The organism is Marinobacter arenosus (genome assembly GCF_019264345.1).
GTDB classification, from domain to species: domain Bacteria; phylum Pseudomonadota; class Gammaproteobacteria; order Pseudomonadales; family Oleiphilaceae; genus Marinobacter; species Marinobacter arenosus.
Genome location: NZ_JAHVAO010000001.1, coordinates 2,701,182 through 2,723,490, shown reverse-complemented (window position 1 = coordinate 2,723,490; position 22,309 = coordinate 2,701,182). Strand labels below are relative to the sequence as shown.

The 22,309-nt window shown below is 62.1% G+C and carries 21 protein-coding genes; 9 read left to right on the top strand and 12 right to left on the bottom strand.

Features of this window, described 5'->3' with window-relative positions:
* The first annotated feature begins 35 nt into the window (after window positions 1-35).
* The 4 genes from KXD86_RS12440 (at window position 36) to KXD86_RS12425 (ending at window position 3,724) form a co-directional block, all read left to right on the top strand.
* Window positions 36-1,232 carry an acyl-CoA dehydrogenase family protein gene (locus KXD86_RS12440; protein WP_218636324.1) on the top strand — a complete coding sequence of 399 codons (1,197 nt, stop codon included), beginning with the start codon at window positions 36-38 and terminating at the stop codon, window positions 1,230-1,232.
* Window positions 1,233-1,242: 10 nt separating this feature from the next.
* Entirely contained in the window at window positions 1,243-2,385 is a 1,143-nt protein-coding gene (locus tag KXD86_RS12435; RefSeq protein WP_218636323.1) for an acyl-CoA dehydrogenase family protein, read from the top strand.
* 111 nt (window positions 2,386-2,496) lie between these two features.
* Window positions 2,497-3,258: a class II aldolase/adducin family protein gene (locus tag KXD86_RS12430; RefSeq protein ID WP_218636322.1), complete on the top strand. Its 762-nt coding sequence runs from the start codon at window positions 2,497-2,499 to the stop codon at window positions 3,256-3,258.
* Between the two features lie 10 nt (window positions 3,259-3,268).
* Window positions 3,269-3,724: a MaoC family dehydratase gene (locus KXD86_RS12425; RefSeq protein WP_218636321.1), complete on the top strand. Its 456-nt coding sequence runs from the start codon at window positions 3,269-3,271 to the stop codon at window positions 3,722-3,724.
* Window positions 3,725-3,740: 16 nt separating this feature from the next.
* On the opposite strand, the gene KXD86_RS12420 is transcribed toward KXD86_RS12425, so the two are convergent.
* The 8 genes from KXD86_RS12420 to KXD86_RS12385 form a co-directional block, all read right to left on the bottom strand.
* Complete coding sequence (locus tag KXD86_RS12420; RefSeq protein ID WP_218636320.1) at window positions 3,741-4,676, bottom strand: ketopantoate reductase family protein; 936 nt, start codon at window positions 4,674-4,676, stop codon at window positions 3,741-3,743.
* Window positions 4,673-6,346 (bottom strand): long-chain fatty acid--CoA ligase, encoded by a 1,674-nt coding sequence (locus tag KXD86_RS12415; RefSeq protein WP_218636825.1) that lies wholly within the window; start codon window positions 6,344-6,346, stop codon window positions 4,673-4,675. Before KXD86_RS12415 ends, KXD86_RS12420 begins: the two co-directional genes overlap by 4 nt.
* 23 nt (window positions 6,347-6,369) lie before the next feature.
* Window positions 6,370-7,149, bottom strand: coding sequence for a 5'/3'-nucleotidase SurE (surE, locus tag KXD86_RS12410; protein WP_218636319.1), 780 nt, complete (start codon window positions 7,147-7,149; stop codon window positions 6,370-6,372).
* Window positions 7,146-8,210 carry a phosphotransferase gene (locus KXD86_RS12405; protein ID WP_218636318.1) on the bottom strand — a complete coding sequence of 355 codons (1,065 nt, stop codon included), beginning with the start codon at window positions 8,208-8,210 and terminating at the stop codon, window positions 7,146-7,148. Before KXD86_RS12405 ends, surE begins: the two co-directional genes overlap by 4 nt.
* Window positions 8,211-8,379: 169 nt before the next feature.
* Window positions 8,380-9,147, bottom strand: coding sequence for an SDR family NAD(P)-dependent oxidoreductase (locus KXD86_RS12400; protein ID WP_218636317.1), 768 nt, complete (start codon window positions 9,145-9,147; stop codon window positions 8,380-8,382).
* 21 nt (window positions 9,148-9,168) lie between these two features.
* Window positions 9,169-10,371: an acyl-CoA dehydrogenase family protein gene (locus tag KXD86_RS12395; protein WP_218636316.1), complete on the bottom strand. Its 1,203-nt coding sequence runs from the start codon at window positions 10,369-10,371 to the stop codon at window positions 9,169-9,171.
* Between the two features lie 32 nt (window positions 10,372-10,403).
* Window positions 10,404-10,844: a PaaI family thioesterase gene (locus KXD86_RS12390; protein WP_218636315.1), complete on the bottom strand. Its 441-nt coding sequence runs from the start codon at window positions 10,842-10,844 to the stop codon at window positions 10,404-10,406.
* Window positions 10,844-11,638, bottom strand: a complete 795-nt coding sequence (locus KXD86_RS12385) for an SDR family NAD(P)-dependent oxidoreductase (RefSeq protein WP_218636314.1) — start codon at window positions 11,636-11,638, stop codon at window positions 10,844-10,846. Before KXD86_RS12385 ends, KXD86_RS12390 begins: the two co-directional genes overlap by 1 nt.
* 145 nt (window positions 11,639-11,783) lie before the next feature.
* Here KXD86_RS12385 and KXD86_RS12380 point away from each other — a divergent pair, with 145 nt between their 5' ends.
* Window positions 11,784-13,385, top strand: a complete 1,602-nt coding sequence (locus tag KXD86_RS12380) for a class I adenylate-forming enzyme family protein (protein WP_218636313.1) — start codon at window positions 11,784-11,786, stop codon at window positions 13,383-13,385.
* Between the two features lie 3 nt (window positions 13,386-13,388).
* On the opposite strand, the gene KXD86_RS12375 is transcribed toward KXD86_RS12380, so the two are convergent.
* A complete protein-coding gene (locus KXD86_RS12375) occupies window positions 13,389-14,129 on the bottom strand; it encodes an enoyl-CoA hydratase/isomerase family protein (RefSeq protein WP_218636312.1) in 741 nt (246 codons plus the stop codon).
* A gap of 163 nt (window positions 14,130-14,292) precedes the next feature.
* Between KXD86_RS12375 and dctP the strand changes: the two genes are divergently transcribed.
* The 4 genes from dctP to KXD86_RS12355 all read left to right on the top strand — a co-directional run bounded on the left by dctP (window position 14,293) and on the right by KXD86_RS12355 (window position 17,995).
* The gene (gene dctP / locus KXD86_RS12370; RefSeq protein WP_218636311.1) at window positions 14,293-15,339 is read left to right on the top strand and encodes a TRAP transporter substrate-binding protein DctP; all 1,047 of its coding nucleotides are present in this window, start codon (window positions 14,293-14,295) and stop codon (window positions 15,337-15,339) included.
* A 90-nt stretch (window positions 15,340-15,429) separates the two neighbouring features.
* Window positions 15,430-15,975: a TRAP transporter small permease subunit gene (locus KXD86_RS12365; protein ID WP_218636310.1), complete on the top strand. Its 546-nt coding sequence runs from the start codon at window positions 15,430-15,432 to the stop codon at window positions 15,973-15,975.
* Window positions 15,972-17,282: a TRAP transporter large permease gene (locus KXD86_RS12360; RefSeq protein WP_218636309.1), complete on the top strand. Its 1,311-nt coding sequence runs from the start codon at window positions 15,972-15,974 to the stop codon at window positions 17,280-17,282. Before KXD86_RS12365 ends, KXD86_RS12360 begins: the two co-directional genes overlap by 4 nt.
* 116 nt (window positions 17,283-17,398) lie before the next feature.
* Window positions 17,399-17,995, top strand: a complete 597-nt coding sequence (locus KXD86_RS12355; protein ID WP_218636308.1) for a hypothetical protein — start codon at window positions 17,399-17,401, stop codon at window positions 17,993-17,995.
* A 66-nt stretch (window positions 17,996-18,061) separates the two neighbouring features.
* Here KXD86_RS12355 and KXD86_RS12350 read toward each other — a convergent pair whose 3' ends face one another.
* From KXD86_RS12350 to KXD86_RS12340, 3 genes are all read right to left on the bottom strand, one after another.
* Window positions 18,062-19,459, bottom strand: coding sequence for a sodium-dependent transporter (locus KXD86_RS12350; protein WP_218636307.1), 1,398 nt, complete (start codon window positions 19,457-19,459; stop codon window positions 18,062-18,064).
* A gap of 164 nt (window positions 19,460-19,623) precedes the next feature.
* Window positions 19,624-21,198 carry a methyl-accepting chemotaxis protein gene (locus KXD86_RS12345; RefSeq protein WP_218636306.1) on the bottom strand — a complete coding sequence of 525 codons (1,575 nt, stop codon included), beginning with the start codon at window positions 21,196-21,198 and terminating at the stop codon, window positions 19,624-19,626.
* Window positions 21,199-21,347: 149 nt separating this feature from the next.
* Window positions 21,348-22,220, bottom strand: coding sequence for a carboxylate/amino acid/amine transporter (locus tag KXD86_RS12340; RefSeq protein ID WP_218636305.1), 873 nt, complete (start codon window positions 22,218-22,220; stop codon window positions 21,348-21,350).
* Between the last annotated feature and the right edge of the window lie 89 nt (window positions 22,221-22,309).

Here is a 22,309-nt window from a genome sequence, read left to right as displayed (position 1 = left end):
ATATATTTTCGCTGTGATGCAAAACGAGGTTGCCCATGAACATGAACTACACAGCCGAGGAACTCGCTTTTCGTGATGAAGTGCGCGCGTTCCTGGATGAGAAGCTGCCGGCAGACATCGCCGCCAAAGTGAAAGGCTTCCGCCGCCTGTCCAAAGAGGACCATCAGCGGTGGCAGAAGATTCTCGTGACTCAGGGCTGGTATGCCACCCACTGGCCGGAAGAATACGGCGGCGTCAAATGGACCCCGGTGCAGAAACACATCTGGGACGAGGAGTCCTGCCGCTACGGGGTGCCCCGCTCCATTCCATTCGGGGTTAACATGGTGGCGCCGGTCATCATCAAGTTCGGCAATGATGAACAGAAGCAGCATTACCTGCCACGCATCCTCAGTGGCGAACACTGGTGGTGCCAGGGGTATTCCGAGCCGGGCGCCGGTTCTGACCTGGCCTCGTTGAAAACCCGCGCCGTGCGCGACGGTGACCATTACATCGTGAATGGCCAGAAGACCTGGACCACCCTGGGCCAGCACGCCAACATGATTTTCTGCCTGGTTCGCACCAACACCGAGGTGAAGGCCCAGGAAGGCATATCCTTCCTGCTGATCGACATGAATACGCCGGGCATCACCGTGCGGCCGATCATCACTCTTGACGGTGAGCACGAGGTGAACGAGGTCTTCTTTGAGGACGTGAAGGTCCCGGTGGAGAACCTGGTCGGCGAGGAAGACAAGGGCTGGACCTACGCCAAGTACCTGCTCACCTACGAGCGGACCGGGCTGGCCGGGATCGGCATGTCCAAGGCGGCGCTGGCGCACCTGAAGCAGCTGGCCTCGCGCCGTATCAAGAACGGTCGCCCGCTTATCGAGGATCCATCCTTCAGCCAGCGCATTGCCAAGGTCGAGATCGACCTGACGGCCGCCGCCATCAGTAACCTGCGCATCATTGCGTCGGTCGAGGGTGGCGGTGTACCCGGTGCCGAAAGCTCCATGCTGAAAGTGAAGGGCACGGAAATCCGTCAGTCGATCAATGACCTGGCGCGCCGGGCCATTGGTCCCTACGCCATCCCGTTCGTGGAGGAAGAACTCAACCTCGACTACGACGGTGACTTCCTGTCGGACGAGAACGCAGCACCGCTTTCCGCCCAGTACTTCAACAATCGCAAGCTCTCGATTTTCGGCGGGTCCAACGAGATCCAGAAGAACATCGTGTCGAAAATGATTCTCGGGCTTTAAGGAGGCGACCATGGATTTCCGACTGAACGAAGAGCAGCAGATGCTGCAGGACACCGTGGCCCGCCTGGTGCGCGGTGAATACAGTTTTGAGAAGCGCCTGGAATTCAGCGAAACCGAGGCCGGGTTCAGCGAGGATTTCTGGAAACAGCTGAGCGAACTCGGCCTGACCGCCGTTCCCTTCTCCGAGGAACTGGGCGGCTTCGGCGGAGGCGGCGTCGAGGTCCAGTCGGTCATGACTGAGCTCGGCCGTGGCCTGTGCCTTGAACCGTACCTGCAATCCGTGATTCTGGGCGGCGGCCTGATTGCCCACGCCGGCAACGACAGCCAGGAAGAACAATGGCTGGCCGGTATTGCCAGTGGCGAGCTCAGGGCCGCCGTGGCACTGCAGGAGCCGCAGAGCTTCTACAACCTGAACGATGTGGAGACCCGCGCCGAAAAATCCGGTGACGGCTACGTACTCAATGGCCGCAAGGCCGTGGTGATCGGCGGCCACTGTGCCGACTTGATCTTGGTGTCCGCCCGCACCTCCGGTGACAGCCGCGATACCGACGGCATCAGCCTGTTCGCCCTGAGCCCGGACACCGACGGTGTCGAGCGCCGGACCTACCCAACGATCGACGGTTCCAGGGGCTGCGACATCACCCTGACCAACGTCAAGGTTGGCGCCGACGCCCTGCTGGGAGCGGCAGGCGAGGCTGGCGAGGTGATTGAATACCAGAGTGGCCGCGCCATTGCGGCCCTGTGCGCCGAAGCCGTGGGCGTCATGGAAATGGCCAACGAGCTGACCCTGGATTACCTGAAGCAGCGCAAGCAGTTCGGCGTGCCCATCGGCAAATTCCAGGTCCTCCAGCACCGCATGGTGGACATGATGTCCGAGCTGGAACAGGCCCGCTCGATGGCCATCCTGGCGGCCAGCGTTGCCGACGCGGAGCAGAGCGACGAGCGGCGCCGGATTCTGGCGGCCGCGAAGAACGTGATTGGCCGCAGTGGCCAGTTCATCTCCGAGAACGGCATCCAGTCCCACGGCGGCATCGGCATGACCTGGGAATACAACTTCGCCCACTACGCCAAGCGGCTGATCATGATCAACCATCAGCTGGGCGACGATGATTTCCACCTGGAACGGTACGCCAGTCTGTTACAGGCCAGCTAACCCCTTCGATAGTGAGCCTGGGACCTCTCTCCTTCCAGTCAGAGGTCCTGTTCGGGGGTGCCCTTCAGGCCACCCCCTTTTTTTGGTTCCGGACCAACTGAGGTGATCACAATGACAACAGACACCCAACGCACCAACACCGACACCCTGAACAAAGCGGAATGGCAGGTACGTACCGAACTGGCGGCCGCCTACCGGCTGGTGGCGCTGTTCGGCTGGGACGACCTGGTCTTTACCCACCTGTCGGCGCGGGTGCCCGGCCCCGACCATCAATTCCTGATCAACCCCTATGGCCTGCTGTTCCATGAGATCACGGCGTCGTCGCTGGTGAAGGTGGATCGCGAGGGCGAGGTGGTGGCGGCCGGCGGTCTTGCCCGGGTCAATCCGGCCGGGTTCACCATCCACAGCGCCGTCCATATGGGACGCGAGGATGCCGGTGCGGTCATGCACCTGCACGCTGCCGACGGCGTGGCCGTGTCGGCGCACCGGGATGGCCTGCTGCCCCTGAGCCAGACCGCCATGCTGTGCCTGGACCACCTCAGCTACCACGATTACGAGGGCGTTGCCCTGAACCTGGACGAGCGGGAACGGCTGATCCGGGACCTGGGCGACAAGTCAATGATGCTGTTGCGCAATCACGGCGTACTGACCGCCGGCCAGACCGTGCCGGAAACCTTCACCTACCTGTACTTCCTGATGAAGGCCTGCGAAATTCAGGTCAAGGCGCAAAGCTGCGGCCCCACCTGGATGCCGTCGGAACAGGCTGTTCAGACCACCGCCGAGCAATCACAGAACCTGGGCGCGGCGGCCAAACTCACCTGGCCGGCACTGTTGCGCCTGCTCGACAGCAAGAATCCGGGCTACGCGGTTTAAGGAGAATGCCATGCTCACCCCGTCACTCGACGAACTGAACCGCTACACAGGCAAGGTCATCGGCCACAGCCCCTGGCACACCATCTCCCAGGCGATGATCCAGGCGTTCGCCGACGCCACCGGGGATCACCAGTGGATTCACGTGGATGTGGAGCGGGCTCGCCGGGAAGCCCCCTGGAAGAGCCCGGTGGCCCACGGTTTCCTGACCGTGTCGCTGATTCCCCAGCTCAACACCCAGGTTTTGCAGGTAAGCGGCACCACCGCCAGCATCAACTACGGCATGAACAAGCTCCGGTTTCCCTCGGCCGTGAAAGCCGGCTCGGACATCCGCACCCGGGTCGAACTGCTGGACGTCAGTCAGGTGGACGAGCACCGGTATCTGGCCAGCTACCACACCACCGTGGAGATCAAGGGCGAGGACAAGCCTGCCTGTGTCGCGGAAAACCTGGTGATGTACGTAATCTGACTGGCAGTCCGGGCCCTCAGGCCCGGCCCTCCAGCGCGGCACGCATCTTCAGCGTAACCAGCACGGTGTTCAGGTGGGGAACGGCGATGCCATGACGCTCGGCGATGGCGACCACGTTACCGAGTACGGCATCGCGCTCAATGGGACGATCGTTCAGGTAGTCCAGGGCCATGCTGTTCTTGTAGGGCGGCATCTTGCGGGTGCCGTCGATGTTCTGGTCAATCAGCGACTCGTCCATGGGGTAGCCCTCCGCTGCAGCCACCGCCATCACCTCGGCAATCATCGCCCGGATCAGTGCTTCGCCACCCTCGGTGTCGAGGATGGTTCGGGTGTCCGCGCCGTTGGCGATGACCGACAGCGGATTGAACGGGGTATTCCACAGGCATTTGCGCCAGCGCTCCCCCACCACGGCTTCGGTCAGGTCGACCTTGATGCCGCCCTCGACAAACCGCTCGGAAAGTCGCCGACAATCCTCATCGATGCCCTCGGGGTAACGCCCCATGACCAGCTTGCCGTAGGCCTTGTGCTCCACCACGCCCGGTTCGGTGCGGCTGGCGGCAATGAACGCCAGGCAGCTGATGATGGGGTTGTCCGGGAACGCCTCCGCCAGCTCCCGCTCAATGTCCAGACCGTTCTCGATCAGCACCAGGCGGGTGTGCGGTCCCATCCAGGGCCGCACCAGTTCTGCCCGGTCGACACCGGGTAACACCTTGACGCACAGGATCAGGTAATCCGGCGGTACCTCCGGCGTGTCGCCGTCACGGTAGACATGATCGGGACGATAGGACAGATCCCCGAGCGGACTGCTGATCCGGATACCCTGTGCTTTCACCACGTCGTATTCCGAGCGCAGTACCGTGCTGACCGGACAGCCGGCCTGCTTGAGAATGGCACCGTAAAAACCGCCGATAGCACCGGCGCCGACAATCAGAATGCTCGGGTGTTCGCTCATGCCCGTCGTTCCTCTTTCTGCCATTCCTCTTCCTGCAGAGCTCGCCACATCAGCTTACCCGTAGGGGACTTCGGTAGCGAGTCGACAAACTCGACCAGCGTGGGCACCTTGTAGGCAGCCATCTGCTCTTTGCACCAGCCGGTGATGTCCTCGACCGTGGTCTTGCCGTCCGCCTCCGGAGTCAGCACGATGCAGGCCTTCACGGTCTCGCCCCGCTTGGGATCGGGCGAGGAAATGATGCAGACCTCATGGATGGCCGGGTGCCGGTACATGAGACCTTCCACCTCGGACGGCCAGACCTTGAAGCCCGAGGCGTTGATCATGCGCTTGACCCGATCGACCATGAAGAAATAGCCATCCTCGTCGTAGTAACCCAGATCTCCGGTGCGGAAGAAGCGTTTGCCGTCGATTTCCACAAAGGCCGCCTCGGTCTCCGCCGGTCGGTTCCAGTAGCCGATCGTGACCTGGGGGCCACAGGAGACAATCTCGCCGGTCTCGCCCGGGGCCTTTTCTTCCAGGGTTTCCACATCGATGATGCGGCTGTCCACGTCGAACACCGGGATGCCCAGGCACTGGGGTTTGGGGTTGGCGTTCGGATTGATGTGGGTCGCTGCCATGGTCTCGGACAGGCCATAGCCTTCGATGTAGTCCAGCCCGGTCATCGCTTTCAGTTTTTCAGCCACCGCAACCGGCATGGCGGCGCCGCCGCCCCCGATCATGTTGAGGCTGGAAAGGTCGTACTTGCCGATGTCCGGATTGGACAGGAAGTCCACCGCCATGGTCACGATGTTGGTCCAGCCGGTGACGCTGTAGCGCTCAATGAGGCGCGCCGCCGTGGTGCGCTCCCAGCGGGTCATGATCACGGATGTCGAACCGCTGTAAATGGGACCGTTCATGGAGCCGGTCATGCCCGTCACGTGGAAGAACGGCAGGGTGGCCAGCTGCACGCTGTCCGGGGTGCTCAGATTCCAGAACACCCGATGGACGGCCGTGGCCATCACCGACCGGTGGGTGTGCATGCAGCCCTTGGGCGCACCGGTGGTTCCGGAGCTGTAGGGAATGACCGCCAGGTCCTCCGGCGTCGCGGTGTGGGGCGCCGGCGTGTGATGAGCGGCCATGGCCGCTTCCCAGCTCACCATGCCGGGGCGCTCTTCGGACCACACCGGCGCCGCCACTTCCGCCGGCAGGTCCAGATCGGTATCTGGCTTGATGTAAGCGCTGTAGGACGCCACCACCACCTGTTCAAGATCGGTTTCCATCAGCAACGGCGAAATAAATCCGGCCAGCTCCTGGCCGGCGAGGCACACGGAAGCCCCCGTATCGGCGATGTAATGCTCCAGTTCCGCCGCCCGGTTCATCGGGTTGACCGGAATCACCACGGCATCCGCACGGAGAATGGCGTAGTAGGCAATGACGTACTGGGGCGAGTTCTGCATGTACAGCAGCACCCGGTCACCCTTCTTGACGCCCTGGGCCTGCAGGTAGCCCGCCATGGCCTCGACCTCATCCAGCAGCCGACGGTAGGTGATCGGTGCATCGTAGAAAATGATCGCCGTGTGGTCCGGAAACCGTTGGGCCGAGATCTCCAGATTGGTGAACACACTGGTCTTCGGCAGGGTCATGGTCTTGGGCAGTTCGTGGGGCCAGACCTTGTAATGGCGCGTGAACATCATTGTTGTTCTCCAGGTTTTAATCAGTCAGCCGCCAATGCGGACAGATCGAATTCGTTGACGCCCCCGGGCAGGGGGTCTTCGTGTCGTAGGGGGGTGATGGCGATGGCCTGGTTCCGCAGCACGGTCACGTCGGCGTCCGGGGCAACGATGTGTTGGGAGTTGCGGTCAAACCCCAGCCACCAATAAGGAAGACTCCGGGCATCCCGGCCCGCCATCAGGCGGGCTCGCTGAATCGAACCGGTGGATTGCCGGCACCAGCGCGCCCGGTCAATGGCACCGGCCTCGCAGGCCGGAAAATTGACGTTCCAGGCCCGAACCGTATCCGGCTGCCAGAGCATGCGAATCACAGCCTCGCCAAAGCGCTGCACCGGGTCCCACCGGATCCCCTCGCGGGACAGGAACGCCTGGCTGAGGGCAATGGCGGGGATGTTCATGTGCACCGCGCTCAGCACCGCCCCGACCGTGCCGGAGTACTGCACCGAATCACTGATGTTGGCGCCACAGTTCACACCTGACAACACGAGGTCCGGCGGGGTCTCTTCAAACCACTTGGCCAGGGAATAGAGCACGCAGTCCGCCGGCGTACCAGACACCGCATAGCGTTTCGGGCCGGTTTCGTACACCCGCAGCGGGTCGTGAATGGAAATGCTCTGCCCGGCGCCACTGCGATCGTGCTCCGGCGCCACCACCCAGACCTCCTCGGCCAGGTTCCCGGCAATCGCTTCCAGTACCGCCAACCCCGGTGCGTTGATGCCGTCGTCGTTGGTGATCAGGATGCGTTGAACAATGGGTCCGGTCATCGCTTTGCTCCTTCGCTGGCAATCTTCCAGCCCACCTGGGCAAGCAGACTGGCCCGTTTACCCACATCCAGGGCATTGGCGTTCGCGGCGTTACCATCCAGGGCCCGTTTGTAGACCCCCTGCAGGATTGCCGCGAGACGGAACAGCGAGAACGCCAGGTACACGTGCCAGTCCTCAATGCCGTCGCGACCGGTCTGGGCGCAGTAGCGGGCGATGGTTTCCTGCTCGTCGGGAATCCCCAGCGCTTCAAGGTCCTCCCCCTGCAACCCCCGCATCCCTTCCATATCCGAGGGCAGGTAATAAGGCAGGCAGTAATAGGCGAGGTCCGCCAGCGGATGCCCAAGGGTGGACAGCTCCCAGTCCAGGATCGCGATCACCTCGGGCTTATCCGGCGCCAGCATCAGGTTGCCGAACCGGTAGTCCCCGTGCGCGATGGCGCACTCATCATTGGCAGGGAGGTTTTCGGGCAGCCACGCCATCAACTGGTCCATGGCCGGCATATCGTCAGTCTTGGAGGCCAGATATTGCTTGGTCCAGCGCGACACCTGACGGGCCACGTAACCCTCGGGCCGGCCAAAGTCGCCCAGGCCGACAGCGTTGACGTCCACCGAATGCAGTTTCGCCAGGGTGTCGATGGCAGAGTGATGGGCCGGCAGTCGTTCATGACGGTCCAGCGCCCGCAAGGCCGAATGGCTGACGATCCGGCCTTCCAGGTAGTCCATGACGTAAAACGGCGTGCCGATGACCTCGCTGTCCTCGCACAGCAACCGAACCCTGGGAACCGGCACGTCGGTGTGCTCGGACAGGGCGCGCATCACCTTATATTCGCGCTCCACCATGTGGGCGGAGGGCAGCGTCTTTCCAGGCGGTTTTTTGCGCAGGACGTAACGGCCACTGTCGGTATCCAGCAGGAACGTGGGATTGGACTGGCCACCCTGAAATTGTTTGACCTCCAAGCGGCTACCAATCTCCGGCAACTCCTGTTGCAGCCAAACCAAAAGCCCGGACTCGTCAAATTTGTGCGCTGGCAGAACCTCCACCAACTCCGGCTCAATACTCATCGTCTCAGCCTTCTTTAACTCTTTGCGTACCGCAGCCCGCAACGGATTCAGCGGACGGCGGGTGGGTTGCCTTTCTGCAGGGAACAAAGGTGTCTGAGCGCAGCGAGTTCTTTTTCCCGGAAGAAAGGCAACCCACTCGCCGGCCCACCGCCAATCAAAAGGCCCTGCCTCAACAAATGGTTTCACCACCGTCAGCGACAATCACCTGCCCGGTGATATAGGCACTGGCCTTGGTGGACAAAAACACCGCCAGCCCGGCGATGTCGACCGGATCGCCGATTCTCCGAAGCGGCGTCTTGTCTTCCGCGCGCTTGACCCGAACCGGGTCTTCCCACAGCGCCTTGGCGAAGTCGGTCTTGATCAGGCCGGGGGCGATGCTGTTGATGCGGATGCCCTTCGGGCCCCACTCCACCGCCAGGTTCCGGGCCAGCGCCGCTTCCGCGGCCTTCGACACGCCGTAGGTGCCGATGGTGGTGTTGCCCCGGATACCGGCGATGCTGGACAGCAGTACCACGGCGCCTTCGCCTTTCTCGGCCATCTGCGGCAGCACCATGTTGGTGAGCCAGAAGGTCCCCTTGACGTTGGTGTCCATGATCTTGTCCCAGGCCTCGTCGGTCATTTCCGACGTCGGGCCGTAGACCGGGTTGGTGGCGGCGTTGCACACCAGGACATCGATGGCACCCCAGGTTGCGTTGGTTTTCTCGACCAGGTTCTGCAGGTCTTCTTTCTTACCGACATGGCAGGGAATGGCGAGGGCCTCGAAGCCCTGCTCCTTCAGCTCGTTGGCCACCTGCTCGCAGGCGTCGGCCTTGCGGCTGGAGATGACGACTTTCGCGCCCAGGCGCGCCATTTCTTCCGCAATGGAACGGCCAATACCCTTGGTGGAGCCAGTAATCAGGGCCACCTTGCCGGTCATGTCAAAAAGCGGGTTGTTCATCATTCGATCCTCATACTCGACTCAGCGATACTGACGAAGCTCCAGCTTGGCCACGGAATCCAGATGCACCTCATCCGGACCGTCGGCCAGCCGCAGAGTACGCACCTTGGCCCAGGCCGATGCCAGGAAGGTGTCCTGACTGACCCCGGCGCCGCCGTGCACCTGGATGGCCCGGTCGATGACCTTCAGCGCCATGCTCGGGGCAATCACCTTGATCATGGCAATCTCCTGGCGGGCCACCTTGTTGCCCACGGTGTCCATCATGTGGGCCGCCTTCAGGGTCATCAGGCGGGCCTGTTCGATCTCGATGCGGCTGCGGGCGATGTCCTTGCGAATGGAATCAAAGCTCGACAGCGGCTTGCCGAAAGCTTCGCGTTCGTTGGCGCGCTTGCACATCAGCTCCAGCGCCCGCTCGGCCACGCCGATGGTGCGCATGCAGTGGTGGATGCGGCCCGGCCCGAGACGGCCCTGGGCGATCTCGAATCCGCGACCTTCGCCCAGCAACATGTTGCTGGCCGGCACCCGGACGTTGTCGTAGTGGATCTCGGCGTGGCCGTGGGGCGCGTGGTCGTAGCCGAACACGGTCAGCGGGCGGATCATCTTCACGCCGGGCGTGTCCAGCGGCACCAGGATCATCGACTGTTGCTTGTGCTTTTCCGCCGTCGGGTCGGTCTTGCCCATGACGATGGCAATCTTCGTCGTGGTCGTCATGGCACCGGAGGACCACCATTTCTTGCCGTTGATCACGTACTCATCACCCTCGCGACGAATCTCGCAGGCAATGTTGGTGGCGTCCGAGGACGCGACATCCGGCTCGGTCATGGAAAAACAGGAGCGGATCTCACCGGCCAGCAGGGGTTTCAGCCACTGGTCCTGCTGCTCCTGATTTCCGTAACGGGCGATGGTTTCCATGTTGCCGGTGTCCGGCGCGGAGCAGTTGAACACTTCCGGCGCCATTTCTGACCGGCCCATGATCTCGCACAGGTGGGCGTATTCGAAGTTGGTGAGCCCGGCGCCGTACTCGCTCTCCGGCAGGAACAGGTTCCACAGTCCGGCGGCCTTCGCCTTGACCTTGAGTTCCTCGATGATCGGCACCGGCGCCCAGCGGTTCTCGGCCTGCTCGACCTGCTCATGGTGCTTGTGCTCGTTCGGATAGATGTGCGCATCCATGAACTCGTTCAACTGCGCCTGCAGTGTTTTTGCCTTGTCAGACAGGTCAAACATGCCCGCTTCCTCTTGTTGGTCTTGTCAAAAATTCAGATCGGGACACCTTCCGGCTTGTCGCTGCCAGACCGGATCCGGAAGGTGCCTTCGGCAATGGCCAGCAGGTTGCCCTGGTCATCGTGGACTTCACCGGTGCTGTTGAAAATCCGGGAACCACCGGCACGCTTGCGGCCCGTCACGCGGATGGTTCCGCCCGAACACTGGCCGGTGAACGTGGTGGTCAGCGACAGGGTGATGGCCTTGCGCATTCGACCGGGATAGGGGCAATAGGTGCCGGCCTGCGCCATGGCGATGTCCAGCAGCGAGGTCAGTACGCCGCCGTGAATCACGCCGGCGAGGTTCAGGTGCCGGGGCTGGAGTTCCAGCGCAATGACCGCCTCGCCCTCGCCCCATTCCGCCTGTTGATAACCCAGCAGGCTGTGGAAGCCTGGCAGCTCGGTGCCATGGAGGAACTCGGAATCGTGATCGCCCATCAGACTTTCATCCCCGGCAGGTTGAGTGACGCGGTGTTGCCACCATCCACCGCCAAGGCCTGGCCGGTGATGTAACTGGCGTCGTCACTGGCCAGAAACAGGATGGCCGCCGCAATTTCCTCGGGGTCGCCGTAGCGCCGCAGTTCGCAGCGGGAGCCCAGCTTGTGGGCTTTTTCGTTGGCGCGGGCGTAATCGAACACCGCCCGGGTCATGCCACTCTCGACCAGGCCGGGGCAGACCGCGTTCACCCGGACATTGTCGGCGCCCAGATCGCAGGCCGCGGTCATGGTGAGGTTGATCACACCCGCCTTGGAGGCACTGTAGGCGTTACCGCCGGCGCCGGAGCGAATGCCCGCTACCGACGCCGTATTGACGATCGAACCCAGCTTGCGGGCCTGCATGTGTGGCGCCACGTGCTTGATCAGGAGCATGGTACCCACCAGGTTTACCGACAGGACCTTGTCCCACTCCTCCCGCTCATTGCCCGTCACCGGCGGGTGGTTGCCCGTGGTGCTGGCGATGCCGGCGATGTTGCACAGGACATCGATCTTGCCGAAGCTGGCCAGGGTCTCGTCCACGAGAGCCGCCACCTGCGCTTCGTCGGCTACGTCCACCACACGGCGCAGGCATTCCGAGCCCTCGGGCAGGCTGTTTTCGGTTTCCACCAGTCCCGCTTCGGAGGTATCTGCCATCACCACGCGGGCCCCTTCCCGGGCCAGACGCAGCGCGGTTGCCCGACCAATTCCGCTGCCGGCACCGGTCACGATGGCCGTCCGGTTATCAAAACGCGCCATGCCACTTACCCCTCATGTGTCTGCATTGTTTTTGTCTTGGCGGTTTTAGCTTGCTCATTAATTTGTCACGCCTTCCGGTTTTGAGTCAATATATTCGAAAGGTAATTTCACTAGATAAAACACCATAGCACCGGAGCGGCAGAAAATGAAAAACAACATGCAATCGATGCCCGTCTATGCACCCGCGGAGGCCGGGGAAACCCTGACCCCCATCGGACACCAGATTCAGACGCACGCCACGCAGCGGGGCGACCAACCCGCGCTCATTGACGAGCGGGAGACCGTCAGTTGGCGCGACCTGATGGACCGGGTCAACCGGATTGCCAACCGCCTCCGGGAGGCCGGGCTCGAACCGGGCCAGTCGGTCGCGGCCCTGTCCGAGAACAGCGCGGACTATGTCGCGCTGTACCTGGGCACATTGGTGGCGGGCGGGTGTATGGTGCCGCTGTCCGGCATGGCGAGTTCAGACTCGCTGACCCTGATGCTGGCGGACTGCGAGGCCCGGTTCCTGTTCGTCTCCCCCAAAAATGCCGAGCTGTTGCAGGCCTTTCGGTCCCAGCTGACGAGCCTGGACGACAGTCGCATTCTGGCGCTCTGCGGCAACGGTGAGGGCATCGGTCCCGGTCTCACTGAGTGGCTGAACGGCGCCTCTGCAACCCCTGCGCCGGCGCCCGTCACCCTGGACGATCCCTTCAATATCATCTACAGCTCCGGCACCACCGGCACGCCCAAGGGCATCCTGCACGACTACCGGTTCCGCCAGCGCCAGATCCGGCGCATGAGCCGGTTCGGTCTGGACGGCGATGCCATCAACCTGGTTTCCACCCCGCTGTACTCCAACACCACCCTGGTGTCGGTGTTGCCGACCCTCTTCTACGGCGGCACCCTGGTCCTGATGGCGAAATTCAACGCGCACCGGTTCCTGGAGCTGTCGGAGCAGCACCGGGTCACCCACGCCATGCTGGTCCCGGTGCAGTACCAGCGCATCCTGGCCGAACCGGATTTCGACCGGTTTGACCTGTCCAGCTACCGCTTGAAACTCTGCACCAGTGCGCCCTTACGGGCCGAGATCATCGCCGATGCCATGGCCCGCTGGCCCGGCAACATCCGGGAAGTCTATGGCCTGACCGAGGGCGGCATTTCCACCTGTCTGGACTGTGCCGCCCACCCGGACAAGTGGGAGTCGGTAGGAACGCCCACCGAAGGCGCCGAGGTACGAGTGATTGACGAGGCAGGCCGGGAACTGGGGCAGGGCGAGATTGGCGAGATTGTCGGGCGCGCCATCTCGATGATGCGCGGCTACATCAACCGGCCCGAACAGACGCAGGAGATGCTGTGGACCAGCCCGGAAGGCGAGATTTTCTACCGCAGCGGCGATATGGGACGCATAGACGAGGACGGCTTCGTCTACATTCTCGACCGTCGCAAGGACATGATCATTTCCGGGGGGTTCAACATCTACGCGGTGGATCTGGAGAACGTGCTCCTGACCCATCCGGCCGTGGCGGATGCCGCGGTCATCGGGATTCCCAGTGAGCACTGGGGCGAAACCCCGCTGGGACTGGTGGTAAGGCGCCCCGGGTACACCGAGAGCGTGGCCGACATCCTCGACTGGGCCAATGAACGGCTGGGCAAGTCCCAGCGTCTGGCCCGCCTCGAGTTCCGGGAGGAGCTGCCGCGCTCAACCATCGGCAAGGTGCTCAAACGGGAGCTGCGCGCTCCTTACTGGGACAGAAACACGCACTGACGGTCACCGTCGGGCCAGTCGGTCCAGTGCGGCCCGGCAGTCGTCCGACCGGAGTCGCTCGGAGAATACGGCCCGCTCCCGTTCCAGCGCCGCCTTGATCTGTTCCCGCCAGGGCGCGCGCATCAGGCGTTTGCTGGCCCTCAGGGCCTCCCGCGGCTTGCTGGCGAGCCGTTGGGCCAGCGCCAGCGCTTCTGCCACAGCGGTGCCATCCTCCACCACCCGGCTGGCCAGCCCGCACTCCCGGGCCTCGTCACCGTTGAGCACTTCACCGAGCAATAACAGGTCGGCCGCCCGACGGGCGCCCAGATGCAGCGTCATGGTCACCGTCGACGCCGCTTCCGGCACCAGCCCGAGATCAACGAACGCGGTCTTGTAGGTGGCGCTCCGGGCCGAGATTACGGTATCGCAATGCAGCAGCATGGTGGTGCCGATACCAATGGCCAGCCCTTCAACGGCGGCAATCACCGGGATATCGCAGTTCATGAGGGTTTCGATGAACGCCAGTCCCGCCGACGGCCTGGGGTTGTCATCCGTGGCGCGGGCGCGAAAATCATCCAGATCGTTACCGGCGGTGAACACGGCTCCGGCCCCCGAAATAACCATGGCACTGACCTGCGAATCCTCGTTGGCACCGTTCACGGCAGTGGCCAGAGCCTCATACATGCTGCGGGTCAGCGCGTTCTTCTTGTCCGGACGGTTGATCACGAGATGGAGAACGCCGTCGGCCTGCTGGACATCGATCATTGGGCTATCCTTCTGACACAGTTTTGGGTTGTCGCCGCCAAACATCCTATTGCAAACGACCAATCTTGTGATAGATTCAGAGAACATAAATTCACCATGCAGTTATCAATTCTGCACAGTGAAACTCAAAAAGACTCCACTACAACAACGAATGAGGCCCGTCATGACTCTTTTTGCACATGCCCGCAAAACCCTGACCGTTTACGCGTCGGCCCTGACCCTGGGACTTTCCGCTGCCCTGAGCGCCGGCCCGGCCGTTGCCCAGGACACCTATACCTGGAAGGTGCAATCCCACTGGCCGGGCTCCAGCAGCTCCTACACCGACAGCCTCGAACGGCTTCAGCGGGTTCTGGATGAGCGCACCGACGGACGCCTGAAGCTCAAGCTTTACGAAGCCGGCGCCCTGTTCAAGGCCAAGGAAACCTTTAACGCCGTCAGCCGCGGCATTCTCGAGATGGGCACCATTTCTCCGGCCTACGCCCAGGACAAGGTTTCCCTTGCCGGCATTGCCTCCGGTCTGCCGTTCGCCTTCCGCAATGTCTGGGAGGCCGCTTACTTCCACCAGAACCTGGGCTTCGAGCAAATGCTTCGGGAAGAGGCTGCCGAGCATGGTGTCTACTGGGCCACTGACAAGGTCTACCCGACCGAGATGGTGGTGAAGAAGCCGATCAATAGCTGGGACGACTTCACCAGCCTGAAGATCCGTTCGTCCGGCGCACTGCAGACCTTCCTGACCGAAGCGGGTGCGGCCGCCTCCTACATACCGGGTGGTGAGCTCTACTCCGCGCTGGATTCCGGCATTGTCGACGGCGCCCACTGGGGAGCCTCACAGGGCGCGTTCAGCATGGGGCTTTACGAAGTCGCCAAGTACCACGTCCAGCCGGCCCTGAACATCGCCGGCACCGACGCGATCATTGTCAGCCAGAAAGCGCTCGACAAGCTGCCGGAAGACATGCAGAAAATCGTCAAGGACACTCTGCAGGAGCAGTTCTGGATCCGCACCAACGAGTACCAGTACAAGGAACGCATCACTCTGGCCAAGGCGATTGCCGAGCAAGGCGTTGAAGTCAATGTGCTGCCGGACGACGTTCAGGACAAGCTGGTGCAGACCGCCCAGAAAATGTGGGACGAGGAAGCCAAGCGCAGCGACAACGCCAAGAAGGCGCTGGCCATGCTGAAAGACTACCTGGCCGAGCTGGGCTACCTGTAAGCCCCGCGCACCGAGCACAAAACAGGCCGGAGCATCGCGTCTCCGGCTTTTTTGCCTCCGATTACAATCACCGTCCTTCTGGAGAAAGCCATGGGTGTGTTGACCGCATTCATGAGAGGGGTCACCCGTCTCAATGATTTCGTCGGGCGATGGATAGCCCTCCTCATTTTCGCCATGTTCGCGTTTCTGTTGCTGGAGGTTGGCTTTCGCTACCTGCTCAACTCGCCCACGGTCTGGACCAACGAGCTGACCCAGATGCTGTTCGGAATCTACGCGGTGATGTCCGGCGGTTACATCATGGCCCATCGCGGGCACGTGAACGTCGACCTGCTGCATTCCCACCTGACGCCGCGCAAGCGGGCGCTCATGGATATGTTCACGTCACTGGTGTTCTTCATTTTTACCCTGGCCCTGCTGTGGTTCGGGATCGACATGGCCCAGGAATCCATGTCCAGCTGGGAAACCTCCTACTCGGCCTGGAATCCGCCGATCTGGCCGGTGAAGCTCGCCATCCCCCTGGGCACTGGCCTGCTGGTCCTGCAGGGGTTGGTCAAGCTGCTGGAAGACATAGCCGTGGCGTTCGACCTGGATTACTACACGCCGGACGCGGGTGAGTCCGAAGGAGAACAGCTGTGAGCATTGAAGTCCTGACCCTGCTGTTCTTTGGCGCCCTGCTGTTTTTCCTGCTGCTGGGACTGCCACTGGCATTCGTGCTGGGTGGCGTCTCCGTGGTGTTCCTGTATTTCACCTGGGGCTTTGACTCCTTCTATATGGTGGCCTCCCAGATCTGGGGCACCATGGGCAGCTTTACGCTGGTGGCCATCCCGCTGTTCGTGTTCATGGCCATGGTGCTGGAACGCACCGGGGTAGCCCGGGACCTGTATCGCATGATGCACCTCTGGTGCGGCGGCCTCCGGGGCGGACTGGCGCTGGGTACCCTGATTATCTGCGCGGTGTTTGCTGCCATGGTGGGCATCAGTGGCGCGGCCGTGGTCGCCATGGGCACGATCGCCCTGCCATCGATGCTGGAGCGCGGCTATGACCGCAGCATGGCCCTGGGCGTGATCAACACCGGCGGTGGCTGGGGCATCCTGATCCCGCCCAGCATCCTGATGATCCTGTACGCCCTGATCACCGGTGTGTCGGTCGGCCAGATGTTCGCCGCCGGCATCATGCCCGGGATACTGCTGATGGTGCTCACCGCCATTTACATCCTGGTGCGCTGCCAGCTGCAGCCGGAACTGGCGCCCGCACTGCCGGAAGAGGAACGCGCGAGCTGGCCGGAGAAATTGCGCGCCCTGCGGGCGGTTCTGTTGCCCATCGGCGTGGTGATCATGGTCCTTGGCTCCATCATCGGCGGCATCACCACACCGACCGAGGCCGCTGCCATGGGCGTACTCGGGGCGCTCATTTCCGCCGCGGTCTATCGCCAGTTCAAGTGGAGCGTGATGCAGGAAGCGGCCATCCGCACCTTCAAGCTCACCGGCATGATCATGTGGATTCTGTTCGCCGCCCATGCGTTCAGTGCGGCCTACCAGAGCATGGGCGCGCAGGAACTGATTGAAAGCCTGATGAACCTGATCCCGGGCGGACCCTGGGGCATCATTATCGCGATGATGGTGATCGTGTTCCTGCTGGCCATGGTTCTGGACCCGGTCGGCATCATGCTGATCACCCTGCCGGTGTTCATGCCCATCGTGGAGAACCTGGGGTTCGATCCGATCTGGTTCGGCATCCTGTTCGTGATCAACATGGAAATCGGCTACATGACACCGCCCTTCGGCTTCAACCTGTTTTACCTGAAAGGCATCGTGCCGCCGGGTATCACCATGACCGACATCTACAAGTCGATCATTCCGTTCGTCATCGTGGAAATCGTTGGGCTTGGACTGATCATGGTGTTCCCGGAAATCGCGACCTGGTTACCGGATCTGTTCTTTTGACGGTCTGAATCTGCCACCCCGTCCCCCTATGGGTGGCAGATTTCCGAACTACGCATTACTCTCAGGTCACGGCCCCGGACTCAAGGAACCGGGGCCGACCAACAAGGAGAGTCCCCATGATTCAACCCTACCCCGACCGCCAGAGCCCGCTGGCCCACCTGCTGACCCCGTTACTGATTGCTGTTCTGACGCTGGCGTCCCTGCCTGCCCAGGCCCGCGATCTGTCTGAACAGACCATCCAGGCGTTCGTTGACACCATGAAAGCCGCGGAGTCCCTGGAACCCGAGTTCGAAGCACTCACCGATGAGATGGCCGCCGACCAGGAGTCGGAGATGCCGGATTTCGCCCATATCTTTTCCGACACCCTGTCGTCGATGGAAGGCGAACCTGTCTATACCCGACTGGAGGATATCGCCCAGGAGCACGGCTTCAGCGACCTCGAGGAATGGGGCACCACCGGTGATCGGATCTACCGGGCGTGGATGGCGATTGAACTGGAGCAGCAAAACCCGCAGGCCCGGCAGGAGATAGCCTCGGCCCTGGAGGAGATCGATAACAGCCCCCACCTGACCGAGGCCCAGAAAGCCCAGATGCGGGCCATGATGGAGAACGCCATGAGCGCCATGGAGAGTGCCAAGGACGCCCCCAGGGAAGATATCGAGGCCGTCCGGCCGCACCTCGACTTGCTGAGATCCTTCTCGCAGTCACCGTAGGCCCGCCATAAAAAAAACCCGGCTCACCAGGAGCCGGGTTTGTGTCTGGCGACAACCTCCGCCGGGTCAGGCCATCAGGTTATAGGCAAACACGATGATGACCGCAACCGGGGTGACGAAACGAATCAGGTTGTACCAGAGGGTAAACGCACCGCCCCCCAGCGACAGATCCAGCTTGAGGGATTCTTTCGCGACAAACCAGCCGACAAAGACCGCGGTGAGCAGGCCGGACAGCGGCAGCATGATGTTGGCGGTGACGTAATCGAGCAGGTCGAAAATGGTCTTGCCCTCAAACCGCTCGAACATGCCCAGTGGCGCCACGTCCGACCAGATGTTCAGCGAGAGAATCGAGGCAATGCCCAGGGACCAGCACAGCACCCCCACCAGAACGGCGCTGCCGGAACGACCCAGGCTGGTTCGCTCTTCCACCCATTCAACCACGGGCTCCAGCAGGGAAATACCGGAGGTCCAGGCGGCAAACAGCAGCAACACGAAGAACAGCGTGCCGAACAGGCCGCCCATGGGCATGTTGCCGAACGCCAGGGGCAGGGTCTGGAAAATCAGGCCCGGGCCGGCACCGGCTTCCAGACCGTTGGCAAATACCACCGGGAAGATGGCCAGCCCCGCCAGCAGCGCGACCGCGGTGTCCATGATCGCAACACTGACCGCCGTGCGGGCAATGGACACATCCCGGCCCAGGTAGGATCCGTACGCCATCATGATGGCCATACCCAGGCTCAGGGTAAAGAAGGCATGGCCGAGGGCAATCAACACGCCGCTGATCGACAAGGCGCCAAAGTCCGGGGTAAACAGGAAGCTCACCGCCTCGCCGAAATGCCCGGTGGTGGTGGCGTAGCCCACCGCCGCCAGCAGCAGAAGGAACAGCGCCGGCATCAGGATGGTGGCCGCCCGTTCCAGACCACCCTTGAGGCCACGGGACACTACCAAGACCACCAGCGCCATGAAGATGGTGTGCCAGATCAGTAACTGGCCGGGGCTGGCCAGCAGGCCACCGAACAGTTCGCCGATGGATTCGGCGGTACCGTCGGTGAAGTCGCCCATGGCGGCGTGCTCAATGTAAGACGCTGACCAGCCGCCGATTACCGAATAGAACGACAGAATGACAAACGCGGCGATCATGCCGATGACGGCCGATGCCCGCCAGAGCGGCGACTTCAGATTGCGCTCGGCCACCAGACGCATACTGGTGATGGGGTTGTGCCGGCCGTTCCGGCCAATGAAGACTTCCGCCATCATGATCGGAATACCGATCACCGCAATGCACAGCAGGTACACCAGGACGAAAGCACCACCGCCGTTCTCACCGGTGACGTAGGGAAACTTCCAGATGTTGCCGAGACCAACCGCGGAACCGGTCGCGGCCAGAATGAACGCCAACCGGGATGACCAGAGACCGCGAGAAGCCCCTGCGCCATTGCCCGAAGCCGAATTGGACTGAGTCATGATTGCTTCCTGTGGGTGTGTCTGAGGAATCGAAGATGAAGACCAAGGCCGGGTTATCCCAGCCTGTTGGAGCGCGATTCTGCCAGCACTGGCGGCATGATGCCAGCGCTGGCCGGGCATCGGGCCGGGCCACCCGAGACCCGGCTAAAAGCTGTTAAAGCTAACTAGCCGTTTTTGCTAATAAAGCGAGCGACCAGGTCTTTCAGGCCGCGGGACATGCCGCTGAGGTGATCGCTGCTCTTTTTCGCCGCATCGGCCTGCTCCTCGCTGTGATCCGCCAACTCGGCAATGTTGGTGATCTGCTGATTGATCTCATCGGACACCTGACTTTGCTCTTCGAACGCCGCCGACATGCTGATGAAGCTGTCCGAGATGGTTTCAATCGAAGTCACGATGTCCCGTAGGGAGCTCTCCGCCCCGCGAACTTTTTCCAGGCCTTGACTGGCCACGGCTTCGCCATCCCGTGTTGCCTGCACGGCCGAGTCGACCTGTCGGCGAAAATCGTCAATCACGTCCTGGATGCGAACCGTGGATTCCCGGGTTCGACGGGCAAGGGAGCGCACTTCGTCCGCCACCACGGCAAAGCCCCGACCCTGTTCGCCGGCACGGGCCGCCTCGATGGCGGCGTTCAGCGCCAGCAGGTTGGTCTGATCGGCAATCTCGGAGATCAGGCTCGCGGCCTCGCCAATGCTGTTGGTGGATTCCCCCAGCTTGCTGATGCTCTGCCCAATCCCGTTTACCCGGCCAACCAGTTGCTCGATGGCCACCAGGGCCTCGGAGCTGCGCTGGCTACCGACCCCGGCCAGGCGATTGGCTTCCTCCGCCTCCCGGGCGTTGTTGGTAACCGATTCCGTAACCTCCTGGATCGAGGCCGTCATCTCATTGATGGCCGACGCTGTTTGATCGGTTTCCGCGCGCTGACGGGCGATGGCTGAGGCACCCTCACTGATGTAGCCATAGGAGGCCCGGGCCTGCTCGTACAGCAGCTCGGCCTGGTCGTCGATGCGGGCCAGTGCCGTCCGGATTCGGGCCTCCTCGCTCTTCAGCACCAGGCCCATTTGGGAGAACAATCCATCTTCATTGCTGTAGGTGCGCGCAACCACCGGATCCCGGAAGGCATCGGGGCGCAGATCAAGCAATCGATTAAGGCGTCCGGTCACGGACTTCAGGATCAGGCCGGCACCAAGCGCATGGCCAATCACCACCAGCGCCGCCGCCAGCCAGGTGTGGTCGAAGCCGAGGGCTACCAGACTCAGCACCAGGGACAGCAACATTGGCCACCCGGACCTGAGCGCCGCGGCCACCCTGCTGCCGGCACTCTGCACCGATTTGCCGGCGGAGATGCGGGCATACAGGGCTTCAGCCCGAGCCACCTGTTCCCGGGTCGGTTCAACCCGAACCGACTCGTAACCCACCGTTCGACCGTTTTCACGGATCGGCGTCACGTAGGCGCTGACCCAGTAATGGTCACCGCTCTTGGCCCGGTTCTTGACGACGCCCATCCAGGCTTGACCCGCCTTGAGGTAGTCCCACATACCCTGGAACACTGGCCCCGGCATGTCCGGGTGACGAATGATGTTGTGGGCCTGTCCGATCAGCTCCTCTCGGGAAAACCCGCTGATCTCAACGAATTCCTCGTTGCAGTAGGTAATCACCCCTTTGAGGTCGGTGGTGGTGATCAGTCGCCCACCCTGACGCATCCTGATTTCACGCTGGGTAACCGGGAGATTTTGTCGCATACCTTCGCTGCTCTCTGATTCGGGCCGAAACACGTAACGGCGGACCACGGGAAATCCGCGCCCACGCTACTCAGGGTAGTTGTCGGGCACGATCCTGCAATCCGATCGGTAACGGCCAGGCCGCGAAAATCCTGAGTAGAGGGAAATACTTACGTCGAGGCCACGAGGCGGGCTCGGGGATGGAAGCGGGCGTTGACCCACAGGGAAAACGCGATGACACCGCCCCCAATGGCCAGACGCATGAGGTCTGCGTCCCGGTTCCAGATCAGCAGGTTAACGAACAAGCCCGCGGGCACCAGGGCATTGTTCATGATCGCCAGGGTGCCGGCATCCACATAGCAGGCACCGCGATTCCACAGGAACAGACCCAGCCCCGAGGCAGCCAGCCCCAACCAGGCCAGGATGCCCCATTGCAGGGACGTGGTCGGCAGGCGCTCGGCATTGCCGAAAATGAGGAACGACGGCAGGGCAATGAGCAGCGCCCCGAAGAAGAAGTAGCCAAATGTGCGATACGCGGGCAGTTCCAGCGGGAAATGCCGCATGATGTGTTTGTACCCCACCTGGCCTGCGGCGAAGGTGAAGTTTGCCACCTGCAGCAGCAGGAAGCCTGTGATGAAGTCCTCGCTCAGGCCATCGTACCGGATGATGCCCGCGCCCAGGGTTGCAATGCCAGCCGCCACCAGCGCCATCGGCGAAAATCGCCGGAACAGGGCATCGTCAATGAGCGTCACGTAGAGGGGCGTGAAGATGGTGAACAGCAAGACTTCCGGAACGGACAGATAACTGAAGGACCGATACAGGCACAGGTAAGTGATCCCGAACTGCAGCATGCCGGTCACCAGGATGCCCAGTTTCATTCCGGAAGGCACACCGCGCCAGCGGGTAAACGGCAGGAACACCAGCGCCCCCAGCAGGACCCGGCTGAGTACCGCAAAATCACTGTCGACCCGACCGGCCAGGAATTCGCCGATCAGGCTGAACGAAAATGCCCAAAGAACCGTAACGAAAACCAGTAAACCCATTGTGACCGCACCCCTGAAAACCAAGGCGCGTACTTTACCCGTTTTGTCGGAAATTTTCAGGCCCGACAGAGGTCCAGACGCAGAAACCC

Bases quoted from the DNA above. Each gene is read 5' to 3' on its own strand.
- KXD86_RS12345 (WP_218636306.1), bottom strand. From the start codon at position 21,198: ATGCGACAAAATCTCCCGGTTACCCAGCGTGAAATCAGGATGCGTCAG.
- KXD86_RS12430 (WP_218636322.1), top strand. From the start codon at position 2,497: ATGACAACAGACACCCAACGCACCAACACCGACACCCTGAACAAAGCG.
- KXD86_RS12355 (WP_218636308.1), top strand. From the start codon at position 17,399: ATGATTCAACCCTACCCCGACCGCCAGAGCCCGCTGGCCCACCTGCTG.
- KXD86_RS12425 (WP_218636321.1), top strand. From the start codon at position 3,269: ATGCTCACCCCGTCACTCGACGAACTGAACCGCTACACAGGCAAGGTC.
- KXD86_RS12380 (WP_218636313.1), top strand. From the start codon at position 11,784: ATGAAAAACAACATGCAATCGATGCCCGTCTATGCACCCGCGGAGGCC.
- dctP (WP_218636311.1), top strand. From the start codon at position 14,293: ATGACTCTTTTTGCACATGCCCGCAAAACCCTGACCGTTTACGCGTCG.
- KXD86_RS12395 (WP_218636316.1), bottom strand. From the start codon at position 10,371: ATGTTTGACCTGTCTGACAAGGCAAAAACACTGCAGGCGCAGTTGAAC.
- KXD86_RS12400 (WP_218636317.1), bottom strand. From the start codon at position 9,147: ATGAACAACCCGCTTTTTGACATGACCGGCAAGGTGGCCCTGATTACT.
- surE (WP_218636319.1), bottom strand. From the start codon at position 7,149: ATGACCGGACCCATTGTTCAACGCATCCTGATCACCAACGACGACGGC.
- KXD86_RS12385 (WP_218636314.1), bottom strand. From the start codon at position 11,638: ATGGCGCGTTTTGATAACCGGACGGCCATCGTGACCGGTGCCGGCAGC.
- KXD86_RS12340 (WP_218636305.1), bottom strand. From the start codon at position 22,220: ATGGGTTTACTGGTTTTCGTTACGGTTCTTTGGGCATTTTCGTTCAGC.
- KXD86_RS12390 (WP_218636315.1), bottom strand. From the start codon at position 10,844: ATGGGCGATCACGATTCCGAGTTCCTCCATGGCACCGAGCTGCCAGGC.
- KXD86_RS12365 (WP_218636310.1), top strand. From the start codon at position 15,430: ATGGGTGTGTTGACCGCATTCATGAGAGGGGTCACCCGTCTCAATGAT.
- KXD86_RS12405 (WP_218636318.1), bottom strand. From the start codon at position 8,210: ATGAGTATTGAGCCGGAGTTGGTGGAGGTTCTGCCAGCGCACAAATTT.
- KXD86_RS12420 (WP_218636320.1), bottom strand. From the start codon at position 4,676: ATGAGCGAACACCCGAGCATTCTGATTGTCGGCGCCGGTGCTATCGGC.
- KXD86_RS12375 (WP_218636312.1), bottom strand. From the start codon at position 14,129: ATGATCGATGTCCAGCAGGCCGACGGCGTTCTCCATCTCGTGATCAAC.
- KXD86_RS12415 (WP_218636825.1), bottom strand. From the start codon at position 6,346: ATGTTCACGCGCCATTACAAGGTCTGGCCCCACGAACTGCCCAAGACC.
- KXD86_RS12435 (WP_218636323.1), top strand. From the start codon at position 1,243: ATGGATTTCCGACTGAACGAAGAGCAGCAGATGCTGCAGGACACCGTG.
- KXD86_RS12350 (WP_218636307.1), bottom strand. From the start codon at position 19,459: ATGACTCAGTCCAATTCGGCTTCGGGCAATGGCGCAGGGGCTTCTCGC.
- KXD86_RS12440 (WP_218636324.1), top strand. From the start codon at position 36: ATGAACATGAACTACACAGCCGAGGAACTCGCTTTTCGTGATGAAGTG.